The organism is Staphylococcus marylandisciuri, from assembly GCF_025519785.1.
In the GTDB taxonomy this organism is placed as follows: domain Bacteria; phylum Bacillota; class Bacilli; order Staphylococcales; family Staphylococcaceae; genus Staphylococcus; species Staphylococcus marylandisciuri.
In genome coordinates, this window is record NZ_JAOPKZ010000001.1 from 23,019 (window position 1) to 48,785 (window position 25,767).

The 25,767-nt window shown below is 37.4% G+C and carries 42 protein-coding genes; 1 reads left to right on the forward strand and 41 read right to left on the reverse strand.

Features of this window, described 5'->3' with window-relative positions; genetic code table 11:
• Window positions 1-49: 49 nt before the first annotated feature.
• The 6 genes from lacG to N9R04_RS00145 form a co-directional block, all read right to left on the reverse strand.
• Complete coding sequence (lacG, locus tag N9R04_RS00120) at window positions 50-1,462, reverse strand: 6-phospho-beta-galactosidase (RefSeq protein WP_262853433.1); 1,413 nt, start codon at window positions 1,460-1,462, stop codon at window positions 50-52.
• 19 nt (window positions 1,463-1,481) lie between these two features.
• On the reverse strand, window positions 1,482-3,209 hold the full coding sequence (locus N9R04_RS00125; RefSeq protein ID WP_262853706.1) for a lactose-specific PTS transporter subunit EIIC: 1,728 nt from the start codon (window positions 3,207-3,209) through the stop codon (window positions 1,482-1,484).
• A gap of 2 nt (window positions 3,210-3,211) precedes the next feature.
• The gene (locus tag N9R04_RS00130; RefSeq protein ID WP_262853434.1) at window positions 3,212-3,526 is read right to left on the reverse strand and encodes a PTS lactose/cellobiose transporter subunit IIA; all 315 of its coding nucleotides are present in this window, start codon (window positions 3,524-3,526) and stop codon (window positions 3,212-3,214) included.
• Window positions 3,527-3,541: 15 nt separating this feature from the next.
• On the reverse strand, window positions 3,542-4,057 hold the full coding sequence (lacB, locus tag N9R04_RS00135) for a galactose-6-phosphate isomerase subunit LacB (protein ID WP_262853436.1): 516 nt from the start codon (window positions 4,055-4,057) through the stop codon (window positions 3,542-3,544).
• Between the two features lie 12 nt (window positions 4,058-4,069).
• On the reverse strand, window positions 4,070-4,498 hold the full coding sequence (gene lacA / locus N9R04_RS00140; RefSeq protein ID WP_262853438.1) for a galactose-6-phosphate isomerase subunit LacA: 429 nt from the start codon (window positions 4,496-4,498) through the stop codon (window positions 4,070-4,072).
• Between the two features lie 263 nt (window positions 4,499-4,761).
• A complete protein-coding gene (locus tag N9R04_RS00145; protein ID WP_262853439.1) occupies window positions 4,762-5,517 on the reverse strand; it encodes a DeoR/GlpR family DNA-binding transcription regulator in 756 nt (251 codons plus the stop codon).
• Window positions 5,518-5,913: 396 nt separating this feature from the next.
• On the opposite strand from N9R04_RS00145, the gene N9R04_RS00150 reads away from it, so the two are divergent.
• Window positions 5,914-6,675: an NAD-dependent protein deacylase gene (locus N9R04_RS00150; protein WP_262853441.1), complete on the forward strand. Its 762-nt coding sequence runs from the start codon at window positions 5,914-5,916 to the stop codon at window positions 6,673-6,675.
• 78 nt (window positions 6,676-6,753) lie between these two features.
• On the opposite strand, the gene N9R04_RS00155 is transcribed toward N9R04_RS00150, so the two are convergent.
• From N9R04_RS00155 to rplC, 35 genes are all read right to left on the reverse strand, one after another.
• Entirely contained in the window at window positions 6,754-6,954 is a 201-nt protein-coding gene (locus tag N9R04_RS00155; RefSeq protein ID WP_262853443.1) for a hypothetical protein, read from the reverse strand.
• A 47-nt stretch (window positions 6,955-7,001) separates the two neighbouring features.
• Window positions 7,002-7,394, reverse strand: coding sequence for a 30S ribosomal protein S9 (rpsI, locus tag N9R04_RS00160; protein ID WP_262853445.1), 393 nt, complete (start codon window positions 7,392-7,394; stop codon window positions 7,002-7,004).
• A 19-nt stretch (window positions 7,395-7,413) separates the two neighbouring features.
• Window positions 7,414-7,851, reverse strand: a complete 438-nt coding sequence (rplM, locus tag N9R04_RS00165; protein ID WP_262853447.1) for a 50S ribosomal protein L13 — start codon at window positions 7,849-7,851, stop codon at window positions 7,414-7,416.
• Between the two features lie 202 nt (window positions 7,852-8,053).
• Window positions 8,054-8,857: a tRNA pseudouridine(38-40) synthase TruA gene (truA, locus tag N9R04_RS00170; RefSeq protein ID WP_262853448.1), complete on the reverse strand. Its 804-nt coding sequence runs from the start codon at window positions 8,855-8,857 to the stop codon at window positions 8,054-8,056.
• Window positions 8,858-8,859: 2 nt separating this feature from the next.
• Entirely contained in the window at window positions 8,860-9,666 is an 807-nt protein-coding gene (locus tag N9R04_RS00175; protein WP_262853450.1) for an energy-coupling factor transporter transmembrane component T family protein, read from the reverse strand.
• A complete protein-coding gene (locus tag N9R04_RS00180; RefSeq protein WP_262853451.1) occupies window positions 9,656-10,519 on the reverse strand; it encodes an energy-coupling factor transporter ATPase in 864 nt (287 codons plus the stop codon). The genes N9R04_RS00175 and N9R04_RS00180 overlap by 11 nt, the downstream gene beginning before the upstream one ends.
• Window positions 10,516-11,325, reverse strand: coding sequence for an energy-coupling factor transporter ATPase (locus N9R04_RS00185; RefSeq protein ID WP_262853453.1), 810 nt, complete (start codon window positions 11,323-11,325; stop codon window positions 10,516-10,518). The genes N9R04_RS00180 and N9R04_RS00185 overlap by 4 nt, the downstream gene beginning before the upstream one ends.
• Before the next feature lie 878 nt (window positions 11,326-12,203).
• Complete coding sequence (gene rplQ, locus N9R04_RS00190) at window positions 12,204-12,572, reverse strand: 50S ribosomal protein L17 (RefSeq protein ID WP_262853455.1); 369 nt, start codon at window positions 12,570-12,572, stop codon at window positions 12,204-12,206.
• Between the two features lie 23 nt (window positions 12,573-12,595).
• Window positions 12,596-13,540 (reverse strand): DNA-directed RNA polymerase subunit alpha, encoded by a 945-nt coding sequence (locus N9R04_RS00195; protein WP_262853456.1) that lies wholly within the window; start codon window positions 13,538-13,540, stop codon window positions 12,596-12,598.
• A 76-nt stretch (window positions 13,541-13,616) separates the two neighbouring features.
• Window positions 13,617-14,006 carry a 30S ribosomal protein S11 gene (gene rpsK / locus N9R04_RS00200; protein WP_002471279.1) on the reverse strand — a complete coding sequence of 130 codons (390 nt, stop codon included), beginning with the start codon at window positions 14,004-14,006 and terminating at the stop codon, window positions 13,617-13,619.
• A gap of 23 nt (window positions 14,007-14,029) precedes the next feature.
• Complete coding sequence (rpsM, locus tag N9R04_RS00205) at window positions 14,030-14,395, reverse strand: 30S ribosomal protein S13 (protein ID WP_262853459.1); 366 nt, start codon at window positions 14,393-14,395, stop codon at window positions 14,030-14,032.
• Between the two features lie 23 nt (window positions 14,396-14,418).
• A complete protein-coding gene (rpmJ, locus tag N9R04_RS00210) occupies window positions 14,419-14,532 on the reverse strand; it encodes a 50S ribosomal protein L36 (protein ID WP_002471372.1) in 114 nt (37 codons plus the stop codon).
• Window positions 14,533-14,563: 31 nt separating this feature from the next.
• A complete protein-coding gene (infA, locus tag N9R04_RS00215) occupies window positions 14,564-14,782 on the reverse strand; it encodes a translation initiation factor IF-1 (RefSeq protein WP_262853461.1) in 219 nt (72 codons plus the stop codon).
• A gap of 155 nt (window positions 14,783-14,937) precedes the next feature.
• Complete coding sequence (locus tag N9R04_RS00220) at window positions 14,938-15,588, reverse strand: adenylate kinase (protein WP_262853462.1); 651 nt, start codon at window positions 15,586-15,588, stop codon at window positions 14,938-14,940.
• Between the two features lie 17 nt (window positions 15,589-15,605).
• Complete coding sequence (gene secY, locus N9R04_RS00225) at window positions 15,606-16,898, reverse strand: preprotein translocase subunit SecY (RefSeq protein ID WP_262853464.1); 1,293 nt, start codon at window positions 16,896-16,898, stop codon at window positions 15,606-15,608.
• Window positions 16,898-17,338, reverse strand: a complete 441-nt coding sequence (gene rplO / locus N9R04_RS00230) for a 50S ribosomal protein L15 (RefSeq protein WP_262853465.1) — start codon at window positions 17,336-17,338, stop codon at window positions 16,898-16,900. Before rplO ends, secY begins: the two co-directional genes overlap by 1 nt.
• Window positions 17,339-17,354: 16 nt before the next feature.
• Entirely contained in the window at window positions 17,355-17,534 is a 180-nt protein-coding gene (gene rpmD / locus N9R04_RS00235) for a 50S ribosomal protein L30 (protein ID WP_262853466.1), read from the reverse strand.
• Between the two features lie 16 nt (window positions 17,535-17,550).
• Entirely contained in the window at window positions 17,551-18,051 is a 501-nt protein-coding gene (gene rpsE / locus N9R04_RS00240; protein ID WP_262853468.1) for a 30S ribosomal protein S5, read from the reverse strand.
• A 20-nt stretch (window positions 18,052-18,071) separates the two neighbouring features.
• On the reverse strand, window positions 18,072-18,434 hold the full coding sequence (gene rplR, locus N9R04_RS00245; RefSeq protein WP_262853469.1) for a 50S ribosomal protein L18: 363 nt from the start codon (window positions 18,432-18,434) through the stop codon (window positions 18,072-18,074).
• Window positions 18,435-18,464: 30 nt separating this feature from the next.
• Complete coding sequence (rplF, locus tag N9R04_RS00250; protein ID WP_262853471.1) at window positions 18,465-19,001, reverse strand: 50S ribosomal protein L6; 537 nt, start codon at window positions 18,999-19,001, stop codon at window positions 18,465-18,467.
• 24 nt (window positions 19,002-19,025) lie between these two features.
• Window positions 19,026-19,424, reverse strand: coding sequence for a 30S ribosomal protein S8 (gene rpsH, locus N9R04_RS00255; RefSeq protein WP_262853472.1), 399 nt, complete (start codon window positions 19,422-19,424; stop codon window positions 19,026-19,028).
• A gap of 31 nt (window positions 19,425-19,455) precedes the next feature.
• The gene (locus tag N9R04_RS00260) at window positions 19,456-19,641 is read right to left on the reverse strand and encodes a type Z 30S ribosomal protein S14 (RefSeq protein ID WP_262853474.1); all 186 of its coding nucleotides are present in this window, start codon (window positions 19,639-19,641) and stop codon (window positions 19,456-19,458) included.
• 20 nt (window positions 19,642-19,661) lie between these two features.
• Window positions 19,662-20,201 carry a 50S ribosomal protein L5 gene (rplE, locus tag N9R04_RS00265; protein WP_262853475.1) on the reverse strand — a complete coding sequence of 180 codons (540 nt, stop codon included), beginning with the start codon at window positions 20,199-20,201 and terminating at the stop codon, window positions 19,662-19,664.
• 21 nt (window positions 20,202-20,222) lie between these two features.
• Window positions 20,223-20,543 carry a 50S ribosomal protein L24 gene (rplX, locus tag N9R04_RS00270; RefSeq protein WP_262853476.1) on the reverse strand — a complete coding sequence of 107 codons (321 nt, stop codon included), beginning with the start codon at window positions 20,541-20,543 and terminating at the stop codon, window positions 20,223-20,225.
• Window positions 20,544-20,582: 39 nt separating this feature from the next.
• Window positions 20,583-20,951 carry a 50S ribosomal protein L14 gene (gene rplN, locus N9R04_RS00275; protein ID WP_262853478.1) on the reverse strand — a complete coding sequence of 123 codons (369 nt, stop codon included), beginning with the start codon at window positions 20,949-20,951 and terminating at the stop codon, window positions 20,583-20,585.
• Between the two features lie 28 nt (window positions 20,952-20,979).
• Window positions 20,980-21,243, reverse strand: coding sequence for a 30S ribosomal protein S17 (gene rpsQ / locus N9R04_RS00280; protein ID WP_262853479.1), 264 nt, complete (start codon window positions 21,241-21,243; stop codon window positions 20,980-20,982).
• A gap of 25 nt (window positions 21,244-21,268) precedes the next feature.
• Window positions 21,269-21,478 (reverse strand): 50S ribosomal protein L29, encoded by a 210-nt coding sequence (gene rpmC / locus N9R04_RS00285; protein WP_095104036.1) that lies wholly within the window; start codon window positions 21,476-21,478, stop codon window positions 21,269-21,271.
• A complete protein-coding gene (gene rplP, locus N9R04_RS00290; protein ID WP_262853480.1) occupies window positions 21,468-21,902 on the reverse strand; it encodes a 50S ribosomal protein L16 in 435 nt (144 codons plus the stop codon). Before rplP ends, rpmC begins: the two co-directional genes overlap by 11 nt.
• Before the next feature lie 2 nt (window positions 21,903-21,904).
• Entirely contained in the window at window positions 21,905-22,558 is a 654-nt protein-coding gene (gene rpsC / locus N9R04_RS00295) for a 30S ribosomal protein S3 (RefSeq protein ID WP_262853481.1), read from the reverse strand.
• Between the two features lie 22 nt (window positions 22,559-22,580).
• Window positions 22,581-22,934 (reverse strand): 50S ribosomal protein L22, encoded by a 354-nt coding sequence (rplV, locus tag N9R04_RS00300; RefSeq protein ID WP_262853483.1) that lies wholly within the window; start codon window positions 22,932-22,934, stop codon window positions 22,581-22,583.
• Between the two features lie 28 nt (window positions 22,935-22,962).
• Complete coding sequence (gene rpsS / locus N9R04_RS00305; protein ID WP_262853484.1) at window positions 22,963-23,241, reverse strand: 30S ribosomal protein S19; 279 nt, start codon at window positions 23,239-23,241, stop codon at window positions 22,963-22,965.
• 66 nt (window positions 23,242-23,307) lie between these two features.
• Window positions 23,308-24,147, reverse strand: coding sequence for a 50S ribosomal protein L2 (gene rplB / locus N9R04_RS00310; protein ID WP_262853486.1), 840 nt, complete (start codon window positions 24,145-24,147; stop codon window positions 23,308-23,310).
• 32 nt (window positions 24,148-24,179) lie between these two features.
• Window positions 24,180-24,455 (reverse strand): 50S ribosomal protein L23, encoded by a 276-nt coding sequence (gene rplW / locus N9R04_RS00315; protein ID WP_002471342.1) that lies wholly within the window; start codon window positions 24,453-24,455, stop codon window positions 24,180-24,182.
• Window positions 24,455-25,078 (reverse strand): 50S ribosomal protein L4, encoded by a 624-nt coding sequence (gene rplD, locus N9R04_RS00320; RefSeq protein ID WP_262853488.1) that lies wholly within the window; start codon window positions 25,076-25,078, stop codon window positions 24,455-24,457. Before rplD ends, rplW begins: the two co-directional genes overlap by 1 nt.
• A gap of 26 nt (window positions 25,079-25,104) precedes the next feature.
• Window positions 25,105-25,767 (reverse strand): 50S ribosomal protein L3, encoded by a 663-nt coding sequence (gene rplC / locus N9R04_RS00325; protein ID WP_262853489.1) that lies wholly within the window; start codon window positions 25,765-25,767, stop codon window positions 25,105-25,107.

Here is a 25,767-nt window from a genome sequence, read left to right on the forward strand (position 1 = left end):
GAAGTAGTTCTTAACGAGAATGAATAATAATTAAACTAATATATAGATATTAATCTAAACGATTCTGTTCGATAACTTTTTTAAACCAATATGCACTGCTCTTCGGGTATCTTAGCTGAGTTGCAAAATCAACATAAAATAGTCCATACCTTTTTTCATAACCATTTGACCATGAAAATACATCCATTAGGGACCATAGGAAATAACCTTGTACATTTGCCCCTTGATCTATAGCTTCTAATACAGCTTCTAGGTGAGCTTTAATATAATCGATCCGTTCTTTATCGTCAACAGTCTTATTCTTCTCATCGAAATGATCCTTGAAACCTAATCCATTTTCAGTGATATAGATCTTGTTATAATTTGGATAATCGACTTGTATACGTTTGATTTGATCTACTAAACCTTGAGGATAGATAATCCAATCCCATTCTGTACGCGGTATATCAACATTATATTCTCTTTGCCCGATTCCTTTTAACTGATACAACGAAGCCCCTTTCTCACCTTTACTATTATGCGTGATGTGATTCTCTCCATCGTGGGAGGTCATCCAATCGCTCATATAATAGTTTATACCTAGGAAGTCATTCTGATCCTTAGCAAATCGTAATATTTCAAGATCTTCGTCGGTAATCGATAACTTACCACCATTAATCGATAGTATCTCATTAACCCCATTCAACGTCTTAGTTGAATACTCACCTAAATATGTCGCATCGAGTATAAATTTATTGTGAATAATATCTTCGAGTTCACTAGCTCGAACATCCGCTGCGCTATCTTTATTTAAAGGATATTTAGTAGGAAGCGCATGCACTATACCTATCTCACCTGAAATACCTAGCTTTCTAAAGACTGCTACTGCTTTAGCGTGAGCTACCATCATATTGTGATGAGATTGAAATAACTTTTCAAAATCATATTTGATACCAGGAGGAAATTTCCCCACTAAATATTGACCATCGCCAATAGGACCGATTTCATTAAAAGTAGTCCAATAATTAACTTCCTCAAATTCCTTGAAACAAAATGTAGCATAATCCACAAAGTAATCTATGTTCTCACGATTGAGAAAATCACCATTCTTATGCAAAACTTCTGGTGTATCAAAGTGATGAAGTGTAACGAAGGGTTCTACATGACGCTTGTGGCATTCCTTAAATAGACGATGATAGAACTCTACGCCAGCTTTATTTACTTTACCGTAGCCGTCAGGGAAAATACGCGACCAAGCTATAGAAATTCTAATCCCGTTAATCCCAAATTCTTCACATAATTTTAAATCAATGGGATATTGGTGGTAGAAATCACTCGCTGGCTCTGCTGTATACCAATAATTCTCTTCTAAGTAAGTGTCCCAAGCTACTCTACCTTTTCCTTCTGATTGAGTTACACCTTCAGCTTGGTAGGCAGCTGTAGCACCACCAAAGATGAAACCTTGTGGAAATTCTTTTACCATTTATATCACTCCGTATTACCTATTGAAATTGCGCTTTTACAAAATGTAGTGCTTTCTCACCATCTCGTGTTAACTCTATATATTCTGCTCCTTGAGTTTTAGCTAGTTTGATACCTAATCTATCTGTATCAAATTTGATATCCTCATAGTTAGAAGCCACCTGAGGAGCTAATATGACAAGCTGATAATCTTTCATGATATCCATATGAGCACCGTAGCTACCAGCAGCAGCGGTGATATTCTCACCATACTCAGAGGCAAATTTATTTAAAGCATTTGCTAATAATCCACTCGTGCCTCCTCCTGCACATAAGACAAGGACATTGATTGGCTCTTCAGAAGCTACACTCGTGTCAGGTGTTTCTGTCTGACGCGTAACAGGTTCATCTTGAGTTAATATTTTATCAGCTTTCGCAGTATCAAAGTTTTGTCTTACTTTATCTTGTAATTGTTCTGATTTCTTATCATTAGATTTATCTAATTCTTCTTTCAGAATTTCATTATCATAGACTTTTAAGAATGGATAATAAATCACGATGTCGACTAATATCAGCACTATAGCTAATATGAATGCCCATATACCAAAGCCGGTACCCATAACTATGCCTAGTGGACCCGGCGTAGTCCAAGGTAAGTTCACACTGAAACTATTCATACCTAACACATCAACAAAAAATTTAAATATCCAAACGTTTGCTATAGGCGCAAAGACAAACGGAATGAAGAATATAGGATTCAATACGAGTGGTGCACCGAATAGAATAGGCTCATTGACACCGAAGAAAGTAGGTACTACGGATGCTCTCCCAATTGCTTTATTACGTTTAGACTTCGCTAACCACATAAACATGAAAGGTACGACGAGCGTTGCTCCAGTTCCTCCCATCGTAACGATGAACATTTGAGTTCCAGAAGTTAGTATTTTATCAGCATGCTCACCTGCATGAACTAGCTTAAAGTTCGTTTCGATATTGGCGTATGTAATCGCCGCAATAGCAGGCTCAACTATAGAAGGACCATGGATACCTACAAACCAGAAGAATGCGAAAGCACCGAAGATAATAGTGATGCCGACCCATCCATCTGCAGCGGTGAATAGCGGCTCAAATATTTTTAGTATAGCTTCGGCTACTGTAGTGTGAACCGTTAAGTGGATAAGTAAGTCAAGACCATACAGAACAAGAATCACGAGTGAAAACGGTATGATATCTTTGAACACTTGTGATATGTTCGGCGGCACTTCCTTCGGCATTTTAATAGTTATATTCTTCTTAGTACAAAAATGATAAATAATAACTGTAACAAATGCAGATAAGAAAGCCGTGAGCAGACCTTTAGTACCCATGAATGCATTCATATAACCGCCATCTTTAACTTGCTCTGCAGCTAGTAATAAGAAACCACACATAGAAGCAAGCATAGTAGATAGGAAATTAATTTGTTGCGTAGTGTCTAACTTTCTATTATATGAATCGGTGAGTGATTTAGCTGTCGTGCCCGCAACTAGAAAAGCAACAAGACCCATGGTATAGATGTAAGGTTTCATCAGTATGCCTTCCATCTGTTTAGACCACGTAAATCCAAAGATATTTGGTACGAAAGCAATTAGTAAGAATAAGCTTGAGAATAGAATAACGGGCATGGCTGATATGAAACCATCTCGTATCGCTCTAAGATAAATATTTCTAGATAATTTTTCGAAAAAAGGTTTCCCTTTTTCAATTTGTGCAATTAATTTATTCATGATGATCATCCTTCTTGTCGATATAACTCTAGAATATGAGATAGTAAATCTTTTAATAATACGGTTGTCATTAAATGATCTTGACCATGCATCATCGTTATACTATAAGGTATGTCATTTCCTTGTGCTTCTTGCGCTAACAAGTCAGTCTGTGCATTATGTGCTTTAACAATTGAATTGTTACCTTCTTCAATCAGCGTTTCTGCAAGCGTAAAATCTTTGTTCTTAGCAGCATTTAATGCTTCAAGAAACTTCGAACGTGCTTCTCCGGCATAAGCTACGATTTCGAAACCGAGTAATTGTACTTCTTGTTTATTCATATGATGACACCTCTATTAATGTGATTGATAAAATCCGTTTTCCCACTTTTCTAACAATTCATCGAATAAGTGATTATTATTCGTATGCTTTTCATTTTCAAGTTGGCTTATTTTCTTGATCAATTGTTCATTTTGTTCTAAGGGTTTGTATTTAGTATTTATAAACGCATCGATCAAATCGTATATAAGCAACTCGCCTACTATTCTACCGCCTAAACCTAAAACGTTGGCATTCAGTTGCTCTCTAGCATATTTTACAGTTACTATGTCCTTTACGAGGGCAGCTCGAATACCAGGTACTTTATTGGCTGCATTGGTAATCCCAACTCCGGTCCCACAAATACAAATTCCTATATCTGCATTACCATTTACTATTTCTTCTCCAACCTTTTTACCATAGATAGGATAATGCGTGCGCGTAAAATCGTAGGTCCCTACATCTATAACCTCATGCCCCTGCTCTTTAAGATACTTACTTACGTTCATCTTAGTATCTGTTACGATATGGTCACATCCTAGTGCTATCTTCATCTGATATCTCCTCTAACACATTTTATTAAGCATATCTACTCTAATTTGATGACGTCCGCCATCATAACTCCCATTTAAAAATGCTTTTACTATTTCTATCGCTAGAACCTCTCCCACTAGATTCGCTCCGATTGTAATAAGCTGAGCATTGTTATGTGCTCGCGTCATGTAAGCTGAGCGTTCATCGGAAACTTCTGCAGATATAAGTCCTTTCACCTTAGTAGCTACCATAAAGCTTCCAGCGCCATAAGCATCAATCATGATACCTAATGCGTTGCTATCATCCTTTAATCTCTTGGCTAACTTTAAAGTACTGTCTACAAAATCTAACTGCTCATTCTCAGTCACATCACATACGTCATAGCCGTCGTTAACTAAGAAATCTCTAATCGTACTCTTTAACTTTAAACCCTCTCTATCAGAACCAATGAATACTTTCATTTCTATATGTTACCTTTCTCGTATTAACCAATAATGTAAGCGCTTTAATTGATTAACTATATTATAAACATAAACGAACATATAATCAACACAAATAAACATATACTAGAGAAGGTTTAACATAAAAAAACTGGGATCTAAATCCCAGAGAGATAACATTCAGATAATTAAATTCAATTCATCGAAGTGCTTCTTCTTACTTAATACTTAATATCAAACCATTTCGCTCTTAACATCTCTTTTGCCTACAAAAATTTTATTTATTAATTTAGAACTTTAGTATACCTTTTCAATTCTTGTAAAGCTTCTTCATCTTCACTGTTGGTAATGATTTGCGTAATTTCTCTTAAATCGCAAAATACAGTGAAATCTTCTTTATAAATCTTAGAACTATCAATTAATAAATATGTATTTAAAGAATTCCTTAAAGCGATTTCTTGAGTGTAGGCTTCTGCTATAGAAGAAGTCATAGCAAATCCATCTTTGACTCCATTGCTACTAAAAAACATCTTGTTGAATTTAAATCTATTTAACACGACATTGGTCAATTCGCCTACAAATGATTTAGTTATGTTTCTCATCTCTCCACCAAGCAAATAGGCTTTGATAGTCGGATCGTTCTTTTGATTTAAAATGTTAAAGACTGGAAGGCAATTCGTAGTGATTGTTAAATTTGGACTGTTAATCATCTCGGCTAATATTTCCATTGTAGTACCAGGGCCGAGAAAAATATTATCTCCTTCCTCAATGAGAGCTATCCCTTTATGCGCAATGTATTTCTTATCTTCTACATTTTCTGTGTGCTTCTCTAAATGAGATCGTTCTATGAAACGTTTAATACCTGCACTCCTAGCTCCACCGTAAATTTTAGTCAGAACACCTTGCTCTTCTAATTCCATCAGATCTCTACGTACTGTCATATCAGAAACTTTCAATTTGTCTACTATTTCATTAGTTGTCACTGATCCTTTTCGATTAATCAGCTGGGTAATTTCTTCTAGTCTTTGATATTTATTCAACAGCGTCCCTCCTTTCCTTAAGTTATTTTTTATTAAAAAACTTTCTCATTACTCATACTATAGCATAATTATGATAACTTACGTGAACTACTCACTTTCCTCGTTAAATTCACTTCATTAATGTGATCCATTTTAGTAGTAGAAGTAGATATTGTATAATGGGTGAGGAGAGGTTGAGGCATAAAGCTTCTGTACAGTGGAAAACCGATTAACGGCGTCGCAAATGCACATATCAGACTCTGTATTACTACTGACAGTAGGTCGCAACTCAAAATACATTAAACAGTATTATCTGTTATATATATAAGATTCCTATGACTTCGTGGTTTTAAATATTGGAATGAAATTAAGATATATTATTTCAATCACTATTAAAAGATTTCTGAGGTGAATCATATGACTCATCATATCGATAAAATGAAAGAGATTATTAACAACTCAAAAAATATTTTATTTTTCACAGGAGCAGGCATCTCTGTAGCTAGTGGCATCCCTGATTTTCGTTCTAAGGGAGGCTTAAACGATTTAATAGCGAGGGAAGGTTACTCACCTGAATATTTACTTAGTACAGAATATTTTCGTGATGACCCACAAGGATTTATGAAATTTGTTCACCGAAGATTAATTATGTCAGATAAAGCACCTAACCTTGTGCATGAGTGGATAAGTAAACTAGAAAGCGAAGGTCGCTCATTAGGCGTCATTACTCAGAATATTGATGGTTTACATACTGATGCTGGAAGTATTGATGTTGATGAATTACACGGTACTCTAAATCGCTTTTATTGTGTTGATTGCGGAGCACAATATTCTAAACGATATGTTATGGAGAAGCATTTGATGACATGTGACGATTGTGAAGGTCGCATACGCCCTGATATCGTGCTATATGGAGAAGTGCTCAATCAAGATACGATAACGCGTGCGCTGAATAAATTATCAAGAGCAGATACGCTCGTCGTTCTAGGCTCTTCTTTAATCGTTCAACCCGCTGCTGGTTTAGTTTCGCATTTCAATGGAGACCACTTCATCATTGTTAATCGTGATACTACAGCTTACGATCAAAACGCTGAAATTGTCCTTCGCGATGACATGTTAAAAGTTGTGAGTGCATTACGAAATGAAGATGAGAACAGTACCTCAGATGAAGCGCACTAAATATATTTCACTTATCTGTTATACCAAATCTTTAAGTTAGATACGTTAATTTATAAACTAGCATTTCGAACATAGATCTCAGTAAAAAAGGAAGCGGGACAGAAATCTAATTTGAATAAAAAGATTTCTGTCCCGCTCCCTCCTTTTTGAAAGAAATTGTTCCGCCACAGGGCGCAGTGCTTGTTGAAACTGTTTATTCAGTTTCTCTGTGTTGGGGCCGCCCCAACTCGCATTATCCGTCGAAACTGTTTTACCAGTTTCTCTGTGTTGGGGCCCCAAAAAAACACTTCCCATTGTAATGTGGGAAGTGTTGATATAATAGCATATTAACGTTTTGAGAATTGTGGTGAACGACGTGCTTTTTTAAGACCTGGTTTCTTACGTTCTTTCATACGTGGGTCACGAGTTAATAAACCTGCACGTTTTAAAGAACTTCTGTATTCTGGGTCAGCTTCCAATAATGCACGTGCAATTCCGTGACGGATTGCTTGTGCTTGTCCAGTGAAACCACCACCATGTACATTTACGAGTACATCGTAGTTGCCTTTAGTTTCTGTAACATCGAATGGTTGGTTTAAGTCTAATATTAATGATTCGAATGGTAAGTAATCGCGTACGTCGCGGTCATTCACTTTAATGTTACCTTCGCCAGGTACTAAACGTACACGTGCTACTGAGTTTTTACGACGGCCTGTGCCTTTATATTCAACTTGTGCCAATGTAATTTCCTCCTTCTAATTAACCACGTAACTCGTAGTTTTCTGGTTGTTGTGCAGCGTGTGGATGTTCAGCGCCACCATAAACAAATAATTTTTTACCTTGTTTTTCACCTAAGCGTGAGCTTGGTAACATACCTTTAATAGATGTTTCTAATAAACGTTCTGGGTTATTGGCTCTTAATTCACCAGCTGTTACAGATTTAAGACCACCTGGATGATTAGAGTGACGGTAATAAACTTTATCTTGTTCTTTTCTACCTGTAAATTGAATTTGTGAAGCGTTGATGATGATGACATAATCACCTGTGTCAACGTGTGGTGTGTAAGTCACTTTATTTTTACCGCGTAAAATAGCTGCTACTTCAGAAGATAGACGACCAAGTGTTTGTCCTGCCGCATCAATAACATACCATTTGCGCTCAATATTTGATTCGTTAGCCATAAATGTTTGACGCATAATATTGTCCTCCTAGTAAATAAATGGTTCATTCATTAAATAGTGGTTACGATTTAAAGCTTAGATTTCATTTATTTATTACTGTTAGTTCTACCTGCTTCTATATCTTGTAACACAATAAGTTTCCGGGGCTTATCGTGGGGTGATATAAAACAATACCGTTAATAATCGTATAATTTCTAACCTATTTTGTCAATGTCATTCATTCATTTTGCAATGATTTTTTTCGATGAATTTTAATATCTTTGCCAAATATTTCAATTAAAGCATCAGGGGTTAAATACACATGTTCGAGATAGAGCCCCTCCGCTGGTGCCGTAAAAGGAATGAGGTTACGATCTTTAGCTTCTAATAAAGTTCTCACATCTTCTGGGGCCTTCTTCCCTTGTCCGACTTGAAGTAAGAAAGCGACAAGTACGCGTACCATATTATATAAAAATCCTGAACCAGTTACGATATAATCAAAGCCTTGAGCAGTTTCAACGATCTTACTCTCATATAACGTTCTAACTTTACTCTCAACATCCGTTTTTTGCGAACAAAACCCCGTAAAATCATATGTTCCCACGAACGCTTGAGCGGCACGTTGCATCGCTGCTATGTCTAAGTCATAAGGGATATAAGTAGCTAATCCACTCTGGAAGGGATCACGGTGTTGACCTTGATAAACTTTATAACGGTAAGATTTCCCGACGCAGTCATATCGGCAATGAAAGTCATCATTTACAACTTGAACTTCTTTCACGTAAATGTCATGAGGAAGCGCACTATTCATAGCATATTTCCATTGAGCAGGTTCGATATTCAACTCAGTATCAAAATGAAAGTATTGCATGTAGGCATGGACACCTCTATCCGTTCTGCTCGTAGGATGAATGCGAACGTGTCGCTTGTGCATACGCTTGAGTATCTTCTCAAATTGTTGTTGAATAGTTCTTCCATTCCGCTGAATTTGAAATCCTAAATAGTCTCGACCCATGTATGAGATTTCTACTAAGACTCGCATGTCTACACTCCTAAATATTTTAGTAATAATAATACTAAACTAATGGGGATAATCGAAAGCAGAAATAGCGTATCTTTCAATTTCCAGTTTAGATGACGGTAGTTCGTGCGCTCCACACCGACTTCATAGCCTCTTACTTCCATAGCGATTGCCAGGTCCTCAGCTCGTTGAAAGGCGGAGATAAATATAGGAATAAGTATAGGAACAAAGGCTTTTAGTCGCTGCCATAGATTGCCTGAACTCATTTCAGACCCTCTAGATTTCTGAGCGAGAATAATCTTGTCCATTTCTTCCATAAGAGTAGGGATAAAGCGCAAAGCGATAGCCATCATTAAACTAAGTTGTTGGACTGGCACTTTAACATACCGGAATGGCGCCAGTAATCTTTCAAAAGCGTGCGTGAGGTCTAATGGGCTAGTAGCCAACGTTAGAATAGTAGAAGCACACATGATAAATAACAACCTTAATGCAATATAAATACCTTCCTCTATACCATGCGTATCGACAGTTAAAAATCCGATGTGGATGAGCTCTTTTCCACCTTTAGTTAAGAACATGTGCATGAGAAACGTCAGAATTAAAAAGATCCAAAGAGGCGTTAAGCCCTTTATTATATAAATGATATGGATACGAGCTAGTCTTATCGCTAAGAGAATGAGACTAAAGATCCAGAGATAAGTACCTACTGAATGCGCAAAAAAGATAAGAATGATAAAGAAAAATACAAATATGAACTTTGCCCTAGGGTCTAAACTGTGAAAAAAACTATCAATAGGTAGATAACGTCCTAGTATAAATTTATCTTTCATCTGAACGCCACCTTTGATATAGATCTGCGAACTCTTCTTCAGTCATAGCTTGATAGTTAAAGCGAGTTTGATATTTCGCTTCCAAATCATTCTGTAATTGAACGATATGAGGTAATTCTAAATGCAATTCGTTAACCAACTGAATATCGCTAAACAGTTGACGTGGTGACAAGGTTTCCACTACGGTTCCATTTTTCATCACTTTAACTTCATCTGCATATTGAGCTACATCATTCATATCATGAGTGATAAGAATAATCGTCTTACCTTCTTCAACTTGTAGACGTTTGATTATGGCCATGACTTGTTTCTTACTCTCTGGATCAAGCCCAGCAGTAGGTTCATCCAGCATGATAATATCTGGATCCATAGCTAGAATTGAGATGATAGCTATCTTTCTCATTTGACCTCCCGAGAGTTGAAAAGGAGAGAGTTGCATGACATTTTCTCCAAAGCCAAAATCTCTTAACAATTGATGGGCACGAGTGAGTACTTGCTCCTCCGCCATATTAAAGTTGCGCGGGCCAAATAAAAGCTCTCTTTCAATAGTGTCTTCAAATAACTGCGCTTCAGGAAATTGGAAGACTAAACCGACCGATTTCCTAACAGTGTGCAGATATTTGTCTTTCGTCTTATTACCTACGTGTTGATCATTAACTATAACTTCCCCGCTACTTGGTTTAAGCAATGCATTGATGTGTTGCATTAACGTTGATTTGCCAGACCCTGTGCGACCAACGATAGCGTAGTATTGCCCGTCTTTAAAAACGGTATTAACATTCTCTAAAGCCCTGTGTTCATATGGAGATTTAGGTTGGTAGATATAACTGACCTGCTTAAATTGAATACTCATAACTGATCCACCAACTCTTCATAAGTTAGATACTTTAAATCATGACCGACCATATTATACATTCGCATAGCAAAGGGATATTCTAGACCGATGCTATCTAAGGGCTTGCCGTAAGTTAATACATCTTCCGGACGACCTTCTTCATAGACTTTGCCTCGGTCCACCACTATCAAGTGATCGGCATCTACTACTTCATTTAAATCGTGTGTAATAGAAATGACTGTAATTTGTCTTTCTCTTTGTATTTTGCGGATAAGCTCTAATACTTCTTTACGCCCCTCGGGATCTAGCATCGATATAGCTTCATCAAGGATAATGACTTCAGTATTTATAGCTAGGACTCCTGCGATGGCTACCCTTTGTTTCTGTCCACCCGAAAGAGAAGCCGGCTCGGCATTTCGATATTCAAGCATTCCTACATCTCTTAATACTTCGGGAACAATATGTTGCATTGTCTGATATTCAACCGCATAATTCTCAAGCCCAAACGCTACATCATATTCAACCGTAGATCCGACAAACTGATTTTCCGGATTTTGAAACACGATACCTATGTTTTTACGTAACAAATTAAGATTTCTCGTGTTGATTTGCGTATCATTAAAGTAAATCGTTCCTTCACTTTGAGTTTCAATCCCGACTAACAACTTAGTCAAAGTGGATTTACCAGAACCGTTATGACCAACTATGGAAGTCCATTTACCTTTGGGTATAGAAAAGCTTACATTATCTAGAACTAATGGTCCTTCTTCTTTATATCGATATGATACATTTTCTAAAGCAATGATATGATTGTCTGAAGTCATTACGCGAACCCCCGTAGTTAGCATTCGCTTATTATTGTACATGATTAGATTAAACGTGTATATGTATTTTACTTTAGCTACTTTAAGTGGTGCTTATTTTATTTATTAATTTATGTATAAGGAGTGCACTGCTTACACCTTAACACTCCTTGCTAATTCTTAATTATTAGAGTTAGACAGCTCTTAAGGTTAAGACGAGCCCTTTTAATTTCCCAAGAGGCTGGGAGATAAAGGTCTTTGACTAGAGAGAAAGAGGCTGGGATATAATGTAATGTCTTAGCCTCTTTCAGCATCTTGGCAGTAGATGACTGATTTGAAAATGCGCTTGCATCAAGCTTTTTTCAATTCTAGTCATCCTTGCCGGGGCGGGACTACGAAATCTTTTTTAGTCAAATTAGATTTCTGTCCCGCTCCCTTCAGCATCTTGGCAGTAGATGACTGATTTGAACATGCGCTTGTATCAAGCTTTTTCAATTCTAGTCATCCTTGCCGGGGCAGGACTACGAATTCTTTTTATTCAATTTAGATTTCTGTCCCGCTCCCTTCAACATCTCGGCAGTAGATGACTGATTTGAACATGCGCTTGTATCAAGCTTTTTCAATTCTAGTCATCCTTGCCGGGGCGGGACTATGAAATCTTCTTATTCAAACTAGATTTCTGTCCCTCTCCCACCTATCTTGACGCGCTTTAGTATGTTTATAACATCGGTACAATATAAAAAAGCGCGCACCCCATCAAGAGTTCACGCTTTAGTCATATTCAATTTGATGGGGCACTCTGAGCTAGACAATATTTGTATGTGGCAAACATTATCGTTGCACTCATTTGCTTTATATATAGTAGTAAGTGTATTTAAATTATATGCTTTCGAAATAAATTAAACTAATTCGATGATAACAGATTCTGCACCATCGCCACGACGAGGGCCTACTTTGAGAATACGAGTGTAACCGCCTTGACGTTCTTCGTAACGTTCAGCAATTTCACCAAATAATTTTTGTAGTGCAGTTTGAGTTGTTTCATCTTCATTTAGTACTTGTACGTTGCGTAATGTTTTAGCAGCGTGACGGCGAGATGCTAAATCACCTTTTTTACCTAGAGTGATTAATCTTTCCACGATTTTACGTAATTCTTTAGCACGTGCTTCAGTTGTTTCAATACGTTCACTTACGATAAGTGATGTAGCTAAGTCACGAAGCATCGCTTTACGTTGGTCTGATTTACGTCCTAATTTTCTATAAGCCATGAGTTAACCTCCTTTATTCTATATTAATCTTCTTTTCTTAATCCAAGTCCTAAATCTTCGAGTTTATATTTAACTTCTTCAAGTGATTTACGACCTAAATTACGAACTTTCATCATGTCAGCTTCAGATTTGTCAGCAAGCTCTTGAACAGTATTGATCCCTGCACGTTTCAAGCAGTTATAAGAACGTACAGATAAATCTAATTCTTCAATAGACATTTCAAGTACTTTTTCTTTTTGATCTTCTTCTTTTTCAATCATGATTTCAGCATTTTGAGCTTCATCAGTTAATCCTACAAAGATGTTCAAGTGTTCAGTCATTATTTTAGCAGCTAATGATACTGACTCTTGTGGTGTAATAGAACCATTAGTCCAAACATCTAGTGTGAGTTTGTCGAAATCACTGCTTTGTCCCACACGTGTATTTTCAACTGTATAATTAACACGTTCAACAGGAGAATAAAGTGAGTCAACAGGTATAACTCCAATTGGTAAATCACTAGTGTTGTTTTGTTCTGCTAGTGCGTAACCTCTACCCTTATTTGCAACCAAGCGGATTTTTAAATGACCACCTTCAGATACAGTTGCAATTTTTAGATCAGGATTTAATATTTCTACATCACTATCATGTGTAATGTCACTTGCAGTTACTTCGCCTTCATCTTTCACGTCGATTTCAAGCGTCTTATCTTCTTCAGAGTAAATCTTTAACGCGAGTTTCTTAATATTCATAATGATAGTAGAAACATCTTCAACAACATTATCAATAGCTGAAAACTCGTGCAATACGCCTTCAATCTCGATATATTTAACGGCTGCACCTGGTAATGAAGATAGTAGGATACGACGTAAGGAGTTTCCTAGTGTAGTACCGTAGCCACGTTCAAGTGGTTCAACAACGAACTTACCGAATTTAGCATCTTCACTAATTTCAATTGTTTCAATTCTAGGTTTTTCGATTTCTATCATTTAATAATATCCTCCTCGGTTACGTCGACTTATTAATACTGTTTCTCTCAGTGCCTTGCGACTTTAACAATAATAATTATACGCGACGACGTTTTGGTGGACGACAACCGTTATGCGGAACTGGAGTTACGTCACGAATTGCAGTAACTTCTAATCCAGCTGATTGTAATGCTCGGATAGCTGATTCACGACCTGGTCCAGGACCTTTAACAGTAACTTCTACAGTTTTAAGACCGTGTTCCATTGCTGATTTTGAAGCTGTTTCTGAAGCCATTTGAGCTGCGAATGGAGTAGATTTTTTAGAACCTTTGAAACCAAGTGCACCTGCTGATGACCATGATAATGCATTACCGAATTCATCAGTAATTGTTACGATTGTATTGTTGAATGTTGAACGGATGTGTGCCACACCGTTTTCAATATTCTTTTTGACTTTACGTTTACGAGATACTTGTTTACGTGCCATTTATATTCTGCCTCCTTTACCTATTATTTTTTCTTATTAGCTACAGTTTTTACTGGGCCTTTACGCGTACGGGCATTGTTCTTTGTTTTTTGACCACGAACTGGTAGACCGCGACGATGACGGATACCACGATAAGAAGAGATTTCCATTAAACGTTTGATGTTTAAGTTCTTCTCACGACGTAAGTCACCTTCAACTTTATAACCGTCAACTACTTCACGGATGCGACCTAATTCATCATCTGTTAAATCTTTTACGCGAGTATCAGGTGAAACATTTGCTTCTTCTACAATTTTGTTTGCTGTTGAAGTACCAATACCGTATACGTATGTTAATGAAATAACTACTCGTTTTTCACGTGGAATATCGATTCCTGCAATACGTGCCATATTCGATTACACCTCTCTTTTTATTATCCTTGTTTTTGTTTGTGTTTAGGGTTACTACAAATAACCATTACTTTACCTTTACGTTTAATGACTTTGCATTTTTCGCAAATTGGTTTAACTGATGGTCTTACTTTCATTTTTATACCTCCCTATATTATGGAGTGACGATTATTTATAACGGTAAGTAATTCTACCTTTAGATAAGTCATATGGAGACATTTCTACAGTGACTTTATCGCCTGGTAGAATACGAATGAAATTCATTCTAATTTTACCACTCACATGTGCTAAAATTTCATGACCATTTTCTAATTCTACTTTAAACATTGCATTTGGTAAAGTATCTAATACCGTACCTTCAAGTTCAATTACATCTTGTTTAGCCATAGGTTTCTTCCCCCTTTATGATAGTCAATGATCTTTGATGGTTATGTTAATCTTAAGACGAGTTATTCAAATATATACAAAGTTTATAAACCGATTTACGTTTATCGTCACTCTGAAATTGAATTGAATCGTAATGAAGTAAACTTGACACCGTATTACTTCAGTTGATCTAAGATATTAATAACATCAGTCGTTACATCGTTGATATCTTTCGCTCCATCAATATTTCTAAGCACGTTTTTATCTTCGTAGTATTCTAAGATTGGCTTAGATTGCTTTATATTGACTTCCAAGCGATTTGAAACTGTTTCGGGATTGTCATCTTCACGTTGATATAATTTACCGCCATCAAGATCACACACACCTTCAACTTTTGGAGGATTAAACACTAGGTGGTATGTTGTACCACATTTCTCACAAATTCTGCGACCAGTTAGGCGATTCATTAATTCTTCTTCAGGAACTTCAATATTAATGACAGCTTCTATTTCTCTGCCTAAATCATCCATAATCTGATTTAGCGCTTCTGCTTGATCGATTGTACGAGGAAAACCGTCTAGTAAGAAGCCTTTCTTAGCATCGTCTTCAGAAAGTCTTTCCTTAACGATACCGACCGTTACCTCATCTGGGACAAGTTCACCGCGATCCATGTAAGATTTAGCTTCTTTACCTAAATCTGTTTCTTCACGAATAGCTTTGCGGAACATATCACCAGTAGAGATATGAGGGATTGGGTATTTCTTAACGATTTCGCTCGCTTGAGTTCCCTTACCTGCACCAGGTAAACCCATTAATATGATATTCATAAGTGCCCTCCTACTAATTATCTACGACCAAAGCCTCTATATTCTTTCTGACTAACTTGTGCTTCTAAACTCTTCATCGTTTCAATTGCAACACCGATGACGATGAGTAGACTCGTACCTCCAACCTGAATAGATTGCGGTAAGCCCATAAACTTAGTAGCCAGTATAGGTAGAATAGCAATAACTGCTAGGAAAATAGAACCTACAAAAGTTAAACGATAGAGAACTCTCGTAATATATTTTTTCGTTTGTTCACCAGGACGAATACCTGGAACATAACTACCTTGTTTTTTTAGGTTATCTGCCATTTTTTCAGGGTTAACTTGAACGAATGCATAGAAATATGCAAACGCTATTATCAGAATGATGTATACTATCATTCCGTAGTTATTAGAAGGATTAGCTACATTAGAAACCTTTTGAGCCCAATCCGCATCCGGGAAGAACAATGTTAACGTTCTTGGTAATAAGAAGAACGCCATTGCAAAGATTACCGGTATTACCCCTGCAGAGTTGACTTTTAAAGGTAAATACGTTGCTTGTGAACCTATTCTTTGTGCTGATTGTTTCTTCGCATACTGAATTGGCACTTTACGTAATGCTTGTAATACGTAAATCGCACCAACAGTTAATACTATTAATCCAACGATCAATCCAATTACTTTTAACCAAGCCATAGAAACATCATCTGCACCCACAAAAGCTTGCTGATAGAATTGGTTGATTGAAGAAGGTAACGTAGACAAGATACCTGCGAAGATTATAATTGAGATACCATTACCAACACCAAATTGAGTGATTTGTTCACCCAACCACATTAAGAAAGCAGTTCCAGTAGTTAAAACTACAGCTATCAAAAGGTAACTCATAACGCTTTGATCCATGAGCAGCGCACCTTTTAAATAGTTATTAAACTGAAACGCCATACCAATAGATTGAACGAAAGCAAGTATAATAGCGAAATAACGAGTTACATTCGTTAATTTCTTCCTACCTACTTCACCTTGTTTTGCCCACTCTGAAAACTTCGGAACAATATCCATTTGCAGTAACTGCATAACGATGGAAGCAGTGATATAAGGCATGATCCCCATCGCAAAAATTGAAAAGTTCTTCAAGGCGCCGCCTCCAAAAGTATTCAGGAGATCAGTGACACCTTGAGAGCCTTGTTGTTGATCGAAGGCATTAGGGTTTACACCAGGTGCTGGAATGTAAGTACCAATCTTGAAAATAACTAACATTGCGAGAGTAAAAAATATTTTACTACGAACTTCTTTCGTTTTGAAGAAGTTCACGAGTGTTTGAAACATTAAATCACCTCGTGTACTCCGCCTTTAGCATCAATAGCTTCTGCTGCAGATGCAGAGAATTTATGAGCTTTTACTGTTAATTTTTTCTCAAGTGAACCATTTCCTAAGATTTTAATACCAGATTTCTCATTTTTCACTACACCAGATTCTACTAATAAAGCTGGAGTTACTTCAGTACCATCTTCAAATTTATTAAGTTGGTCTAAGTTAACAATAGCATATTCTTTGCGGTTGATGTTAGTGAAACCACGTTTAGGTAGACGACGGAATAGAGGTAATTGACCACCTTCGAAGCCTGGTTTGATGTTACCGCCTGAACGTGCTTTTTGTCCTTTTTGTCCACGACCACTAGTCTTACCATTACCTGTAGCAGCACCACGGCCTACACGGTTACGTTCTTTACGAGAACCTTTTGCTGGTTTTAACTCATGTAATTTCATTACGGCACCTCCTTAATTATTTTTCTTCTACTGTTAATAAATGACTTACTTTGTCAATTTGACCACGGATAGCTGGATTATCTTCAACAACTACTATAGAGTTAGTCTTCTTTAAACCTAAAGCCTCAACCGTCTTACGTTGAGTTTCAGGACGACCGATTACACTACGAGTGAGGGTAATTTGTAATTTAGCCATAACTTATATTCCCTCCTTAATTGTATAGTTCTTCTACTGATTTGCCACGTAATTTTGCAACATCTTCAGCATTCTTAAGATTTTGTAATCCGTTAATTGTAGCGCGAACCATGTTGATTGGTGTGTTAGAACCTAATGATTTACTCAAGATATCTGTAATACCTGCAAGTTCAAGTACGGCACGAACTGGTCCACCTGCGATAACCCCTGTACCAGGAGCAGCTGGTTTCATAAATACATTACCTGAACCGTAACGGCCAGTAATAGTGTGAGGAGTAGTACCTTCAACACGAGGAACCTCGATTAATTCTTTCTTAGCAGCCTCTACAGCTTTCTTAATCGCTTCTGGTACCTCTTTTGATTTACCAGTACCAAAACCTACGCGACCATTTCTATCACCAACAACAACTAATGCTGTGAAACGGAAATTACGTCCACCTTTAACAACTTTAGCAACACGATTGATCGTAACAACGCGTTCTTCAAATTCTTTAGTTTCTTCATCTCTACGAGCCATTTAAGTGTCCCTCCTTTAAATTAAAATTCTAATCCATTTTCACGTGCAGCTTCTGCTAAAGCTTGAACACGTCCATGATATAAGTAACCTCCACGGTCAAAGACAATCGTTGAGATTCCTTTATCTTTAGCTCTTTTAGCAACAGTTTCGCCAACTTTAGAAGCTAATTCGACTTTAGAACCAGTTTCGTTAGCTAGTTCTTTATCTTTAGTTGACGCTTGCACTAAAGTTTCACCTTTAACATCATCAATCACTTGTGCGTAGATGTGTTTGTTAGAACGATATACGTTTAAACGTGGCTTCTCAGCTGTACCAGATAATTTAGTACGAACACGAGCATGTCTTTTTAAACGCACTTTATTTTTGTCAATTTTGCTGATCATGTCAATACTCCTTTCTATAGAGTCTATTTATTATTTACCAGTCTTACCTTCTTTACGGCGTACGTATTCATCTTTATAACGAATACCTTTACCTTTATACGGCTCTGGAGGACGTACTGCACGGATGTTTGAAGCAGTAGCACCCACTAACTCTTTAGATATACCTGAAACGGTAACGTTTGTGTTCTTTTCAACTGAGAAGCTGATGCCATCTTCAGCTTTAATTTCAACTGGATGAGAATAACCAACGTTAAGTACTAAATTCTCACCTTGCATTTGCGCACGGTAACCGACACCAACAAGCTCTAAAGATTTATTAAATCCTTGTGATACCCCAATAACCATGTTGTTGATTAGGGCACGCGTTGTACCGTGTACTGTTCTATCTTCTTTAGAATCAGTAGGACGAATTACTTCTAAGCTATTATCTTCTTGTTTATAAGTCATTCTTTCGTTTAATGTTTTTGATAATTCACCTTTTGGACCTTTAACAGTAACTGTATGACCATCAACACTCACTGTAACGTCGTTAGGGATTTCAATTACTTTTTTACCAACACGACTCATGTTATCGCACCTCCTTGTTAATTATTACCAAACGTAAGCGATAATTTCTCCGCCGATATTACGTTTTCTTGCTTCTTTATCTGTGATAACACCTTCAGATGTTGATACTAACGCAATACCTAAACCATTTAAAACTTTAGGTACTTCATCTGCTTTAGCATAAACGCGTAAACCTGGTTTAGAAATACGTTTAAGTCCAGTGATAACACGTTCGTTATTTTGACCATATTTTAAGAATAAACGAATAACACCTTGTTTATCATCTTCTACATATTCAACATTTTTAATGAAACCTTCATTCTTTAAGATTTCAGCGATTTCTTTTTTAATATTTGAAGCAGGTAACTCTAATTTATCGTGACGTACCATATTAGCGTTACGCACGCGAGTGAGCATATCTGCAATTGGGTCTTGCATTGTCATTGATTGTTGCCTCCTTTCAGACTTGTTTGTATTACCAGCTTGCTTTACGAACGCCAGGGATTTGACCTTTGTAAGCTAATTCACGGAAACATATACGGCATAGTTTGAATTTACGATATACAGAATGTGGGCGTCCACAGCGTTCACAACGTGTATATTCACGTACTTGGAACTTTTGTTTCTTCTTTTGTTTAGCTACCATTGAACTTTTAGCCATTTAATGAGCCTCCTTTAGAGTTATTTTTGAAATGGCATACCGAATTCAGTTAATAATTCACGAGCTTCTTCGTCAGTGTTAGCAGTAGTAACGATAACGATATCCATTCCACGTACTTTGCTTACTCTATCGTAGTCGATCTCAGGGAAAATAAGTTGTTCTTTAACACCTAAAGTGTAGTTACCACGACCATCAAATGATTTTTTAGAAACACCATGGAAGTCACGTACACGTGGTAATGACACTGCGATTAGTTTATCTAAGAATTCATACATTCTTTCACCGCGAAGTGTTACTTTAGCACCGATCGGCATACCTTCACGTAAACGGAATGTTGCTACAGATTTTTTAGCTTTTGTTACTAATGGTTTTTGACCAGTGATTGCTTCTAACTCTTCTACTGCGTTATCTAACACTTTAGAGTTTTGAACTGCATCACCAACACCCATATTCACAACAATTTTATCGATTTTTGGTACTTGCATTACTGAGCTATAGTCGAACTTTTCCACTAAATTCTCAGTAACTTCTGAGTTATATTTTTCTTTTAAACGGTTCAAAGTGAATCCTCCTTTCACTCATTATTCATTATTAGATTTAATTTCTTCGCCTGATTTTTTAGCGACTCTTACTTTTTTTCCATCAACAAATTTGTAACCTACACGAGTTGGTTCATTTGTTTTAGGGTCTAATATTTGAACGTTAGAAACATGGATTGCTGCCTCTGTTTCTAAGATTCCGCCTTCTGGATTGAATTGAGTTGGTTTTTGGTGCTTTTTGATGACGTTGACACCTTCAACAACTACACGGTCATTTTTAGGTTGAGTCTCAATGACTTTACCCTCTTTGCCTTTATCTTTACCTGCGATAACTTTTACGTTGTCACCTTTTTTGATATGCATGTGGGCACCTCCTTGGTAAATGTTTATTATTAATTTAAATTAAAGAACTTCTGGAGCTAGTGAAACGATCTTCATGAAGCTGCCTTCACGTAATTCACGAGCAACAGGTCCGAAGATACGTGTACCACGTGGGCCTTTGTCGTCACGAATGATGACACATGCATTTTCATCAAATTTAATATAAGAACCATCTTTACGACGTACACCTGATTTAGTACGTACGATAACAGCTTTAACTACGTCACCTTTTTTGACAACGCCACCTGGTGTAGCATTTTTAACAGTTGCAACGATAATATCGCCAATATTAGCTGTCTTACGACCAGATCCACCTAAAACTTTGATAGTTAATACTTCACGAGCACCAGAGTTGTCTGCAACCTTTAAGCGACTCTCTTGCTGGATCATAGTTTAACCTCCCTTATCTCATTATTTATTAAATAATTACTGATTCTTCAATAATTTCTACTAAGCGGAAACGTTTTGTAGCTGATAAAGGACGTGTCTCTTGTATCTTAACGATGTCCCCTAATTTAGCTGAATTATTCTCATCATGTGTTTTATATTTTTTAGAGTATTTAACACGTTTACCGTATAATTTGTGTGTTTTGTAAGTCTCAACTAACACTGTGATAGTTTTGTCCATTTTGTCAGAAACGACTCTACCAACGTAAACTTTACGATCATTTCTTTCGCTCACTTTTGTAACCTCCTCTTTCATTTAATTATTGATTAGCCTTATTCTGTTCAATTTCTCTCTCACGAGCAACAGTTTTTAAACGCGCAATCGTTTTTCTAACTGTGCGGATACGTGCAGTTTCCTCTAATTGACCTGTAGCTAACTGAAAGCGTAGGTTAAAAAGCTCTTCTTTTGAAGATTTGATTTGCTCTTCGATTTCTGAAGTGGTTAAGTCTCTAATTTCCTTAGCTTTCATTTGTTTCACCACCCAATTCTTCACGTTTTACAAACTTAGTTTTAACTGGAAGTTTGTGACTAGCTAAACGTAATGCTTCACGTGCTACCTCTTCACTAACGCCTGCTACTTCGAATAAGATTCTACCAGGTTTAGCTACTGCAACCCAGCCTTCTACAGAACCTTTACCAGCACCCATACGTACTTCTAATGGTTTTTTAGTGTAAGGTGTATGAGGGAAGATTTTGATCCAAACTTTCCCGCCACGTTTCATGTAACGTGTCATAGCAATACGAGCAGATTCGATTTGACGAGAAGTGATCCAAGATGTTGTAGTCGCTTGAATACCATACTCACCAAATGTTACATAGTTACCGCCTTTAGAGCGTCCAGTCGTTTTAGGACGATGTTGACGACGATATTTTACACGTTTTGGTAGTAACATGATTATTTTCCTCCTTCACTAGTGTTCTTAGTAGGAAGAACTTCTCCACGGTAGATCCATACTTTGACACCTAGTTTACCGTAAGTTGTGTCAGCTTCAGCGTGTGCGTAACCGATGTCAGCACGTAGAGTATGAAGTGGAACAGTTCCTTCAGAATATTGTTCTGCACGAGCAATGTCAGCGCCGCCTAAACGACCTGATACTTGTGTCTTGATACCTTTAGCGCCTTGTTTTAACGCTCTAGAAATCGCTTGTTTTTGTACACGACGGAATGAAGCACGGTTTTCAAGTTGACGTGCAATATTCTCTGCAACCAATTTGGCATCTAAATCGATTTTCTTAATTTCTACTACGTTGATGTGTACTTTTTTGCTAGTTAATGAATTGATTTGATTACGTAATTTCTCAATTTCAGAACCGCCTTTACCAATGACCATTCCAGGCTTACCAGTATGGATAGCGATATTAATGCGGTTTGCAGCACGTTCAATATCTACGTGAGATACTGAAGCCTCTTTTAATGCTTTATCAATAAATTTACGGATTTTTAAGTCTTCATGTAATAGTGAAGCAAAGTCTTTTTCAGCATACCATTTTGCTTCCCAGTCACGGATAACACCGACACGAAGTCCGATTGGATTAATTTTTTGACCCACAGTGTTCCCTCCTTAAATTTTATTAAGCTTCTTTCGCTTCTTCTTTACCATCACTTACAACGACAGTTATGTGGCTTGTACGTTTGTTAATCGCACTTGCACGGCCTTGTGCACGTGGACGGAAACGTTTAAGCGTTGGTCCTTCATTAGCGTATGCTTCTTTAACTACTAATTCGTCTGTGTTCATATCGTAGTTATGCTCAGCATTTGCTAAAGCGGAATTCAATAATTTTTCAACTACTGGTGCTGCTGCTTTATTTGTTAATTTTAAAGTCGCAATGGCTTCACCAGCGTTTTTCCCTCTGATTAGATCTAATACAAGTCTAACTTTACGAGGTGCGATTCTAATAGTTCTTGCAACCGCTTTTGCTTCCATTGGATTGTCCTCCTCTACTTGTTAGATATTATCTTCTTGTTTTTTTATCGTCTGCAGCGTGACCTTTGAATGTACGTGTAGGTGCAAATTCACCTAATTTATGTCCTACCATGTCTTCAACTACGTATACTGGTACGTGTTTACGACCATCGTATACTGCAAATGTGTAACCGATGAAGTTCGGGAAGATTGTTGAACGACGTGACCAAGTCTTGATAACTTGTTTTTTATCATTACCACTTTGCGCTTCAACTTTTTTCATTAAGTGTTCATCGACAAAAGGTCCTTTTTTAATACTACGAGCCATTTTGGCGCCTCCCTTCTTATTATGGCGTGCAGCAATTAAGCCGCACACACTAATAAGTTGTTAGATTTATTTTTTCTTCTTCTTACGTCTACGCACGATAAATTTATCAGATGCTTTCTTACCGCGGCGTGTTTTCTTACCAAGCGTTGGTTTACCCCATGGTGACATTGGAGATGGCATACCGATTGGAGCACGGCCTTCACCACCACCGTGAGGGTGATCGTTAGGGTTCATTACAGAACCACGTACAGTTGGACGGATACCTTTCCATCTAGAACGACCAGCTTTACCTACGTTAACAAGTTCATGTTGAAGGTTACCAACTTGACCTATAGTAGCACGGCAAGTTGAAAGGATCATACGAACTTCACCAGATTTTAATCTGATCAATACGTATTTACCTTCTTTACCAAGTACTTGAGCGTTTGCTCCTGCTGAACGAGCAATTTGTCCACCTTTACCTGGTTTAAGCTCGATGTTGTGGATAACTGTACCTACTGGGATAAATTGTAGTGGTAACGCGTTACCTACCTTGATATCAGCGTTTTCTCCACTCTCTACTTCTTGTCCTACTTGTAAGTTTCTAGGAGCCAAGATGTAGCGTTTTTCACCGTCAGCGTAAACTAAAAGTGCAATATTTGCTGAGCGATTTGGATCATATTGAATTGAATCAACCTTTGCAGTGATTCCATCTTTATTACGTTTAAAATCGATAACACGGTATTGACGTTTATGCCCGCCACCTTGATGGCGCACTGTCATTTTACCTTGGTTGTTACGTCCCGCTCTTTTCGGTAGCGGCTGTAATAATGACTTTTCTGGTTTAGTCTTCGTAATTTCAGCGAAGTCTAAAGTAGTCATATTACGACGACCATTAGTTATTGGCTTATATTTTTTAAGAGCCATTGTCGCTTACCTCCTTATTGGTAAAATTAGTTTTAGTTAAATAGATCGATTGAGCCTTCTGATAATTTAACGATCGCTACGCGTCGTTTATTAGTATAACCTTGATAACGACCCATGCGTTTTTTCTTCGGTTTGTAGTTGATGATGTTTACTTTATCAACTTTTACGTCGAAGATTTCTTCTACAGCTATTTTCACTTGAGTCTTGTTAGCTGTTGTCGCTACATCGAATGTGTACTTATCCTCTGCCATAGCAGCAGATGATTTCTCTGTGATTACGGGGCGCTTAATAACATCTCTTGCTTCCATTATCCGAGCACCTCCTCAACTTTTTTCGCAGCTGCTTCAGTGATGATGATACTGTCAGCGCTAGAAATATCTAATACATTTAAACCTTGAGCAGTTGTCACTTGAACACCAGGAATATTGCGAGCTGATAATTCAACGTTTACATCTTCGCCTTCAACTACTACAAGTACTTTTTTAGGTTGCTCTAATGTAGTTAATACATTTTTAAATTCTTTTGTCTTAGGAGCATCAAAGTTAAATGCATCCACAATAGTGAAACCATTTTCTTGAACTTTGTAAGATAATGCTGAACGTAATGCTAAACGACGCATTTTCTTAGGCATTTTATAGCTATAGCTTCTAGGTGTTGGTCCAAATACAATACCACCACCGCGCCATTGAGGAGCTCTAATTGTACCTTGACGCGCACGTCCTGTACCTTTTTGTCTCCATGGTTTACGGCCACCGCCTCTTACTTCAGAACGATTCTTTACAGAGTGCGTACCTTGGCGTAATGAAGCGCGTTGTAAAGTAATTGCTTCGAAAAGCACATCGTTGTTTGGTTCTATTGCAAATACTGCATCATTTAATTCAACTGAACCTGATTTAGATCCGTCGACTTTTACTACATCATAATTAGCCATTATGCATTTCCTCCTTTCGTTTTTTATTATTTATTACCTTTTTTAATTGAAGTTGTAATTTCTACAAATCCTTTTTTCGGACCAGGCACATTACCTTTTACTAAGATAACGCTGTTTTCAGTATCAACTTGAACTACTTCTAAGTTTTGTACTGTAACTGTGTTACCACCCATACGTCCTGGCATTTTTTGGCCTTTAAATACTTTAGATGCGTCAGACGCCATACCTACTGAACCAGGTGATCTGTGGAAGTGTGAACCGTGTGAACTAGGTCCACGTCCTTGGTTGTGTCGTTTGATTGCACCTTGGAAACCTTTACCTTTAGATACGCCTGTCACGTCAATGATATCGCCAGTTTCAAATGTATCTACTGAGACTTCTTGACCTACTTCGTATTCATCAACATTTACGTTTCTGAATTCACGAATGAAGCGCTTAGGTGCTGTGTCAGCTTTTTTAGCGTGACCTTCAGCTGGTTTATTAGCGTATTTATTTGATTTACTTCCTTTTTTATAACCTTGTTTGTCTTCAAAACCTACTTGGATAGCATTGTAACCATCTACTTCTTCAGTTTTCTTTTGAAGTACAACGTTTTGTCCTGCTTCTACTACTGTAACTGGGATAAGATCACCATTTTCTCCGAATACTTGTGTCATCCCAATCTTTCTTCCTAAGATTCCTTTGGTCAT

What these genes read in the sequence shown, in the direction of transcription:
- lacG (WP_262853433.1), bottom strand. Translation starts at nt 1,462, where the DNA reads ATGGTAAAAGAATTTCCACAAGGTTTCATCTTTGGTGGTGCTACAGCT.
- N9R04_RS00130 (WP_262853434.1), bottom strand. Translation starts at nt 3,526, where the DNA reads ATGAATAAACAAGAAGTACAATTACTCGGTTTCGAAATCGTAGCTTAT.
- lacB (WP_262853436.1), bottom strand. Translation starts at nt 4,057, where the DNA reads ATGAAGATAGCACTAGGATGTGACCATATCGTAACAGATACTAAGATG.
- lacA (WP_262853438.1), bottom strand. Translation starts at nt 4,498, where the DNA reads ATGAAAGTATTCATTGGTTCTGATAGAGAGGGTTTAAAGTTAAAGAGT.
- N9R04_RS00150 (WP_262853441.1), top strand. Translation starts at nt 5,914, where the DNA reads ATGACTCATCATATCGATAAAATGAAAGAGATTATTAACAACTCAAAA.
- rplM (WP_262853447.1), bottom strand. Translation starts at nt 7,851, where the DNA reads ATGCGTCAAACATTTATGGCTAACGAATCAAATATTGAGCGCAAATGG.
- truA (WP_262853448.1), bottom strand. Translation starts at nt 8,857, where the DNA reads ATGCGAGTCTTAGTAGAAATCTCATACATGGGTCGAGACTATTTAGGA.
- N9R04_RS00175 (WP_262853450.1), bottom strand. Translation starts at nt 9,666, where the DNA reads ATGAAAGATAAATTTATACTAGGACGTTATCTACCTATTGATAGTTTT.
- N9R04_RS00180 (WP_262853451.1), bottom strand. Translation starts at nt 10,519, where the DNA reads ATGAGTATTCAATTTAAGCAGGTCAGTTATATCTACCAACCTAAATCT.
- N9R04_RS00185 (WP_262853453.1), bottom strand. Translation starts at nt 11,325, where the DNA reads ATGACTTCAGACAATCATATCATTGCTTTAGAAAATGTATCATATCGA.
- rplQ (WP_262853455.1), bottom strand. Translation starts at nt 12,572, where the DNA reads ATGGCTTATAGAAAATTAGGACGTAAATCAGACCAACGTAAAGCGATG.
- N9R04_RS00195 (WP_262853456.1), bottom strand. Translation starts at nt 13,540, where the DNA reads ATGATAGAAATCGAAAAACCTAGAATTGAAACAATTGAAATTAGTGAA.
- rpsK (WP_002471279.1), bottom strand. Translation starts at nt 14,006, where the DNA reads ATGGCACGTAAACAAGTATCTCGTAAACGTAAAGTCAAAAAGAATATT.
- rpsM (WP_262853459.1), bottom strand. Translation starts at nt 14,395, where the DNA reads ATGGCACGTATTGCAGGAATCGATATTCCACGTGAAAAACGAGTAGTT.
- rpmJ (WP_002471372.1), bottom strand. Translation starts at nt 14,532, where the DNA reads ATGAAAGTAAGACCATCAGTTAAACCAATTTGCGAAAAATGCAAAGTC.
- infA (WP_262853461.1), bottom strand. Translation starts at nt 14,782, where the DNA reads ATGGCTAAACAAGATGTAATTGAACTTGAAGGTACGGTATTAGATACT.
- N9R04_RS00220 (WP_262853462.1), bottom strand. Translation starts at nt 15,588, where the DNA reads ATGAATATCATATTAATGGGTTTACCTGGTGCAGGTAAGGGAACTCAA.
- secY (WP_262853464.1), bottom strand. Translation starts at nt 16,898, where the DNA reads ATGTTTCAAACACTCGTGAACTTCTTCAAAACGAAAGAAGTTCGTAGT.
- rplO (WP_262853465.1), bottom strand. Translation starts at nt 17,338, where the DNA reads ATGAAATTACATGAGTTAAAACCAGCAAAAGGTTCTCGTAAAGAACGT.
- rpmD (WP_262853466.1), bottom strand. Translation starts at nt 17,534, where the DNA reads ATGGCTAAATTACAAATTACCCTCACTCGTAGTGTAATCGGTCGTCCT.
- rpsE (WP_262853468.1), bottom strand. Translation starts at nt 18,051, where the DNA reads ATGGCTCGTAGAGATGAAGAAACTAAAGAATTTGAAGAACGCGTTGTT.
- rplR (WP_262853469.1), bottom strand. Translation starts at nt 18,434, where the DNA reads ATGATCAGCAAAATTGACAAAAATAAAGTGCGTTTAAAAAGACATGCT.
- rplF (WP_262853471.1), bottom strand. Translation starts at nt 19,001, where the DNA reads ATGAGTCGTGTTGGTAAAAAAGTAATTGAAATCCCTAACGACGTTACA.
- rpsH (WP_262853472.1), bottom strand. Translation starts at nt 19,424, where the DNA reads ATGACAATGCAAGACCCAATTGCAGATATGCTCACTCGCGTGCGTAAC.
- N9R04_RS00260 (WP_262853474.1), bottom strand. Translation starts at nt 19,641, where the DNA reads ATGGCTAAAAGTTCAATGGTAGCTAAACAAAAGAAGAAACAAAAGTTC.
- rplX (WP_262853476.1), bottom strand. Translation starts at nt 20,543, where the DNA reads ATGCATATCAAAAAAGGTGACAACGTAAAAGTTATCGCAGGTAAAGAT.
- rplN (WP_262853478.1), bottom strand. Translation starts at nt 20,951, where the DNA reads ATGATCCAGCAAGAGAGTCGCTTAAAGGTTGCAGACAACTCTGGTGCT.
- rpmC (WP_095104036.1), bottom strand. Translation starts at nt 21,478, where the DNA reads ATGAAAGCTAAGGAAATTAGAGACTTAACCACTTCAGAAATCGAAGAG.
- rplP (WP_262853480.1), bottom strand. Translation starts at nt 21,902, where the DNA reads ATGTTACTACCAAAACGTGTAAAATATCGTCGTCAACATCGTCCTAAA.
- rplV (WP_262853483.1), bottom strand. Translation starts at nt 22,934, where the DNA reads ATGGAAGCAAAAGCGGTTGCAAGAACTATTAGAATCGCACCTCGTAAA.
- rpsS (WP_262853484.1), bottom strand. Translation starts at nt 23,241, where the DNA reads ATGGCTCGTAGTATTAAAAAAGGACCTTTTGTCGATGAACACTTAATG.
- rplB (WP_262853486.1), bottom strand. Translation starts at nt 24,147, where the DNA reads ATGGCTCTTAAAAAATATAAGCCAATAACTAATGGTCGTCGTAATATG.
- rplW (WP_002471342.1), bottom strand. Translation starts at nt 24,455, where the DNA reads ATGGAAGCAAGAGATGTTATTAAGCGCCCCGTAATCACAGAGAAATCA.
- rplD (WP_262853488.1), bottom strand. Translation starts at nt 25,078, where the DNA reads ATGGCTAATTATGATGTAGTAAAAGTCGACGGATCTAAATCAGGTTCA.
- rplC (WP_262853489.1), bottom strand. Translation starts at nt 25,767, where the DNA reads ATGACCAAAGGAATCTTAGGAAGAAAGATTGGGATGACACAAGTATTC.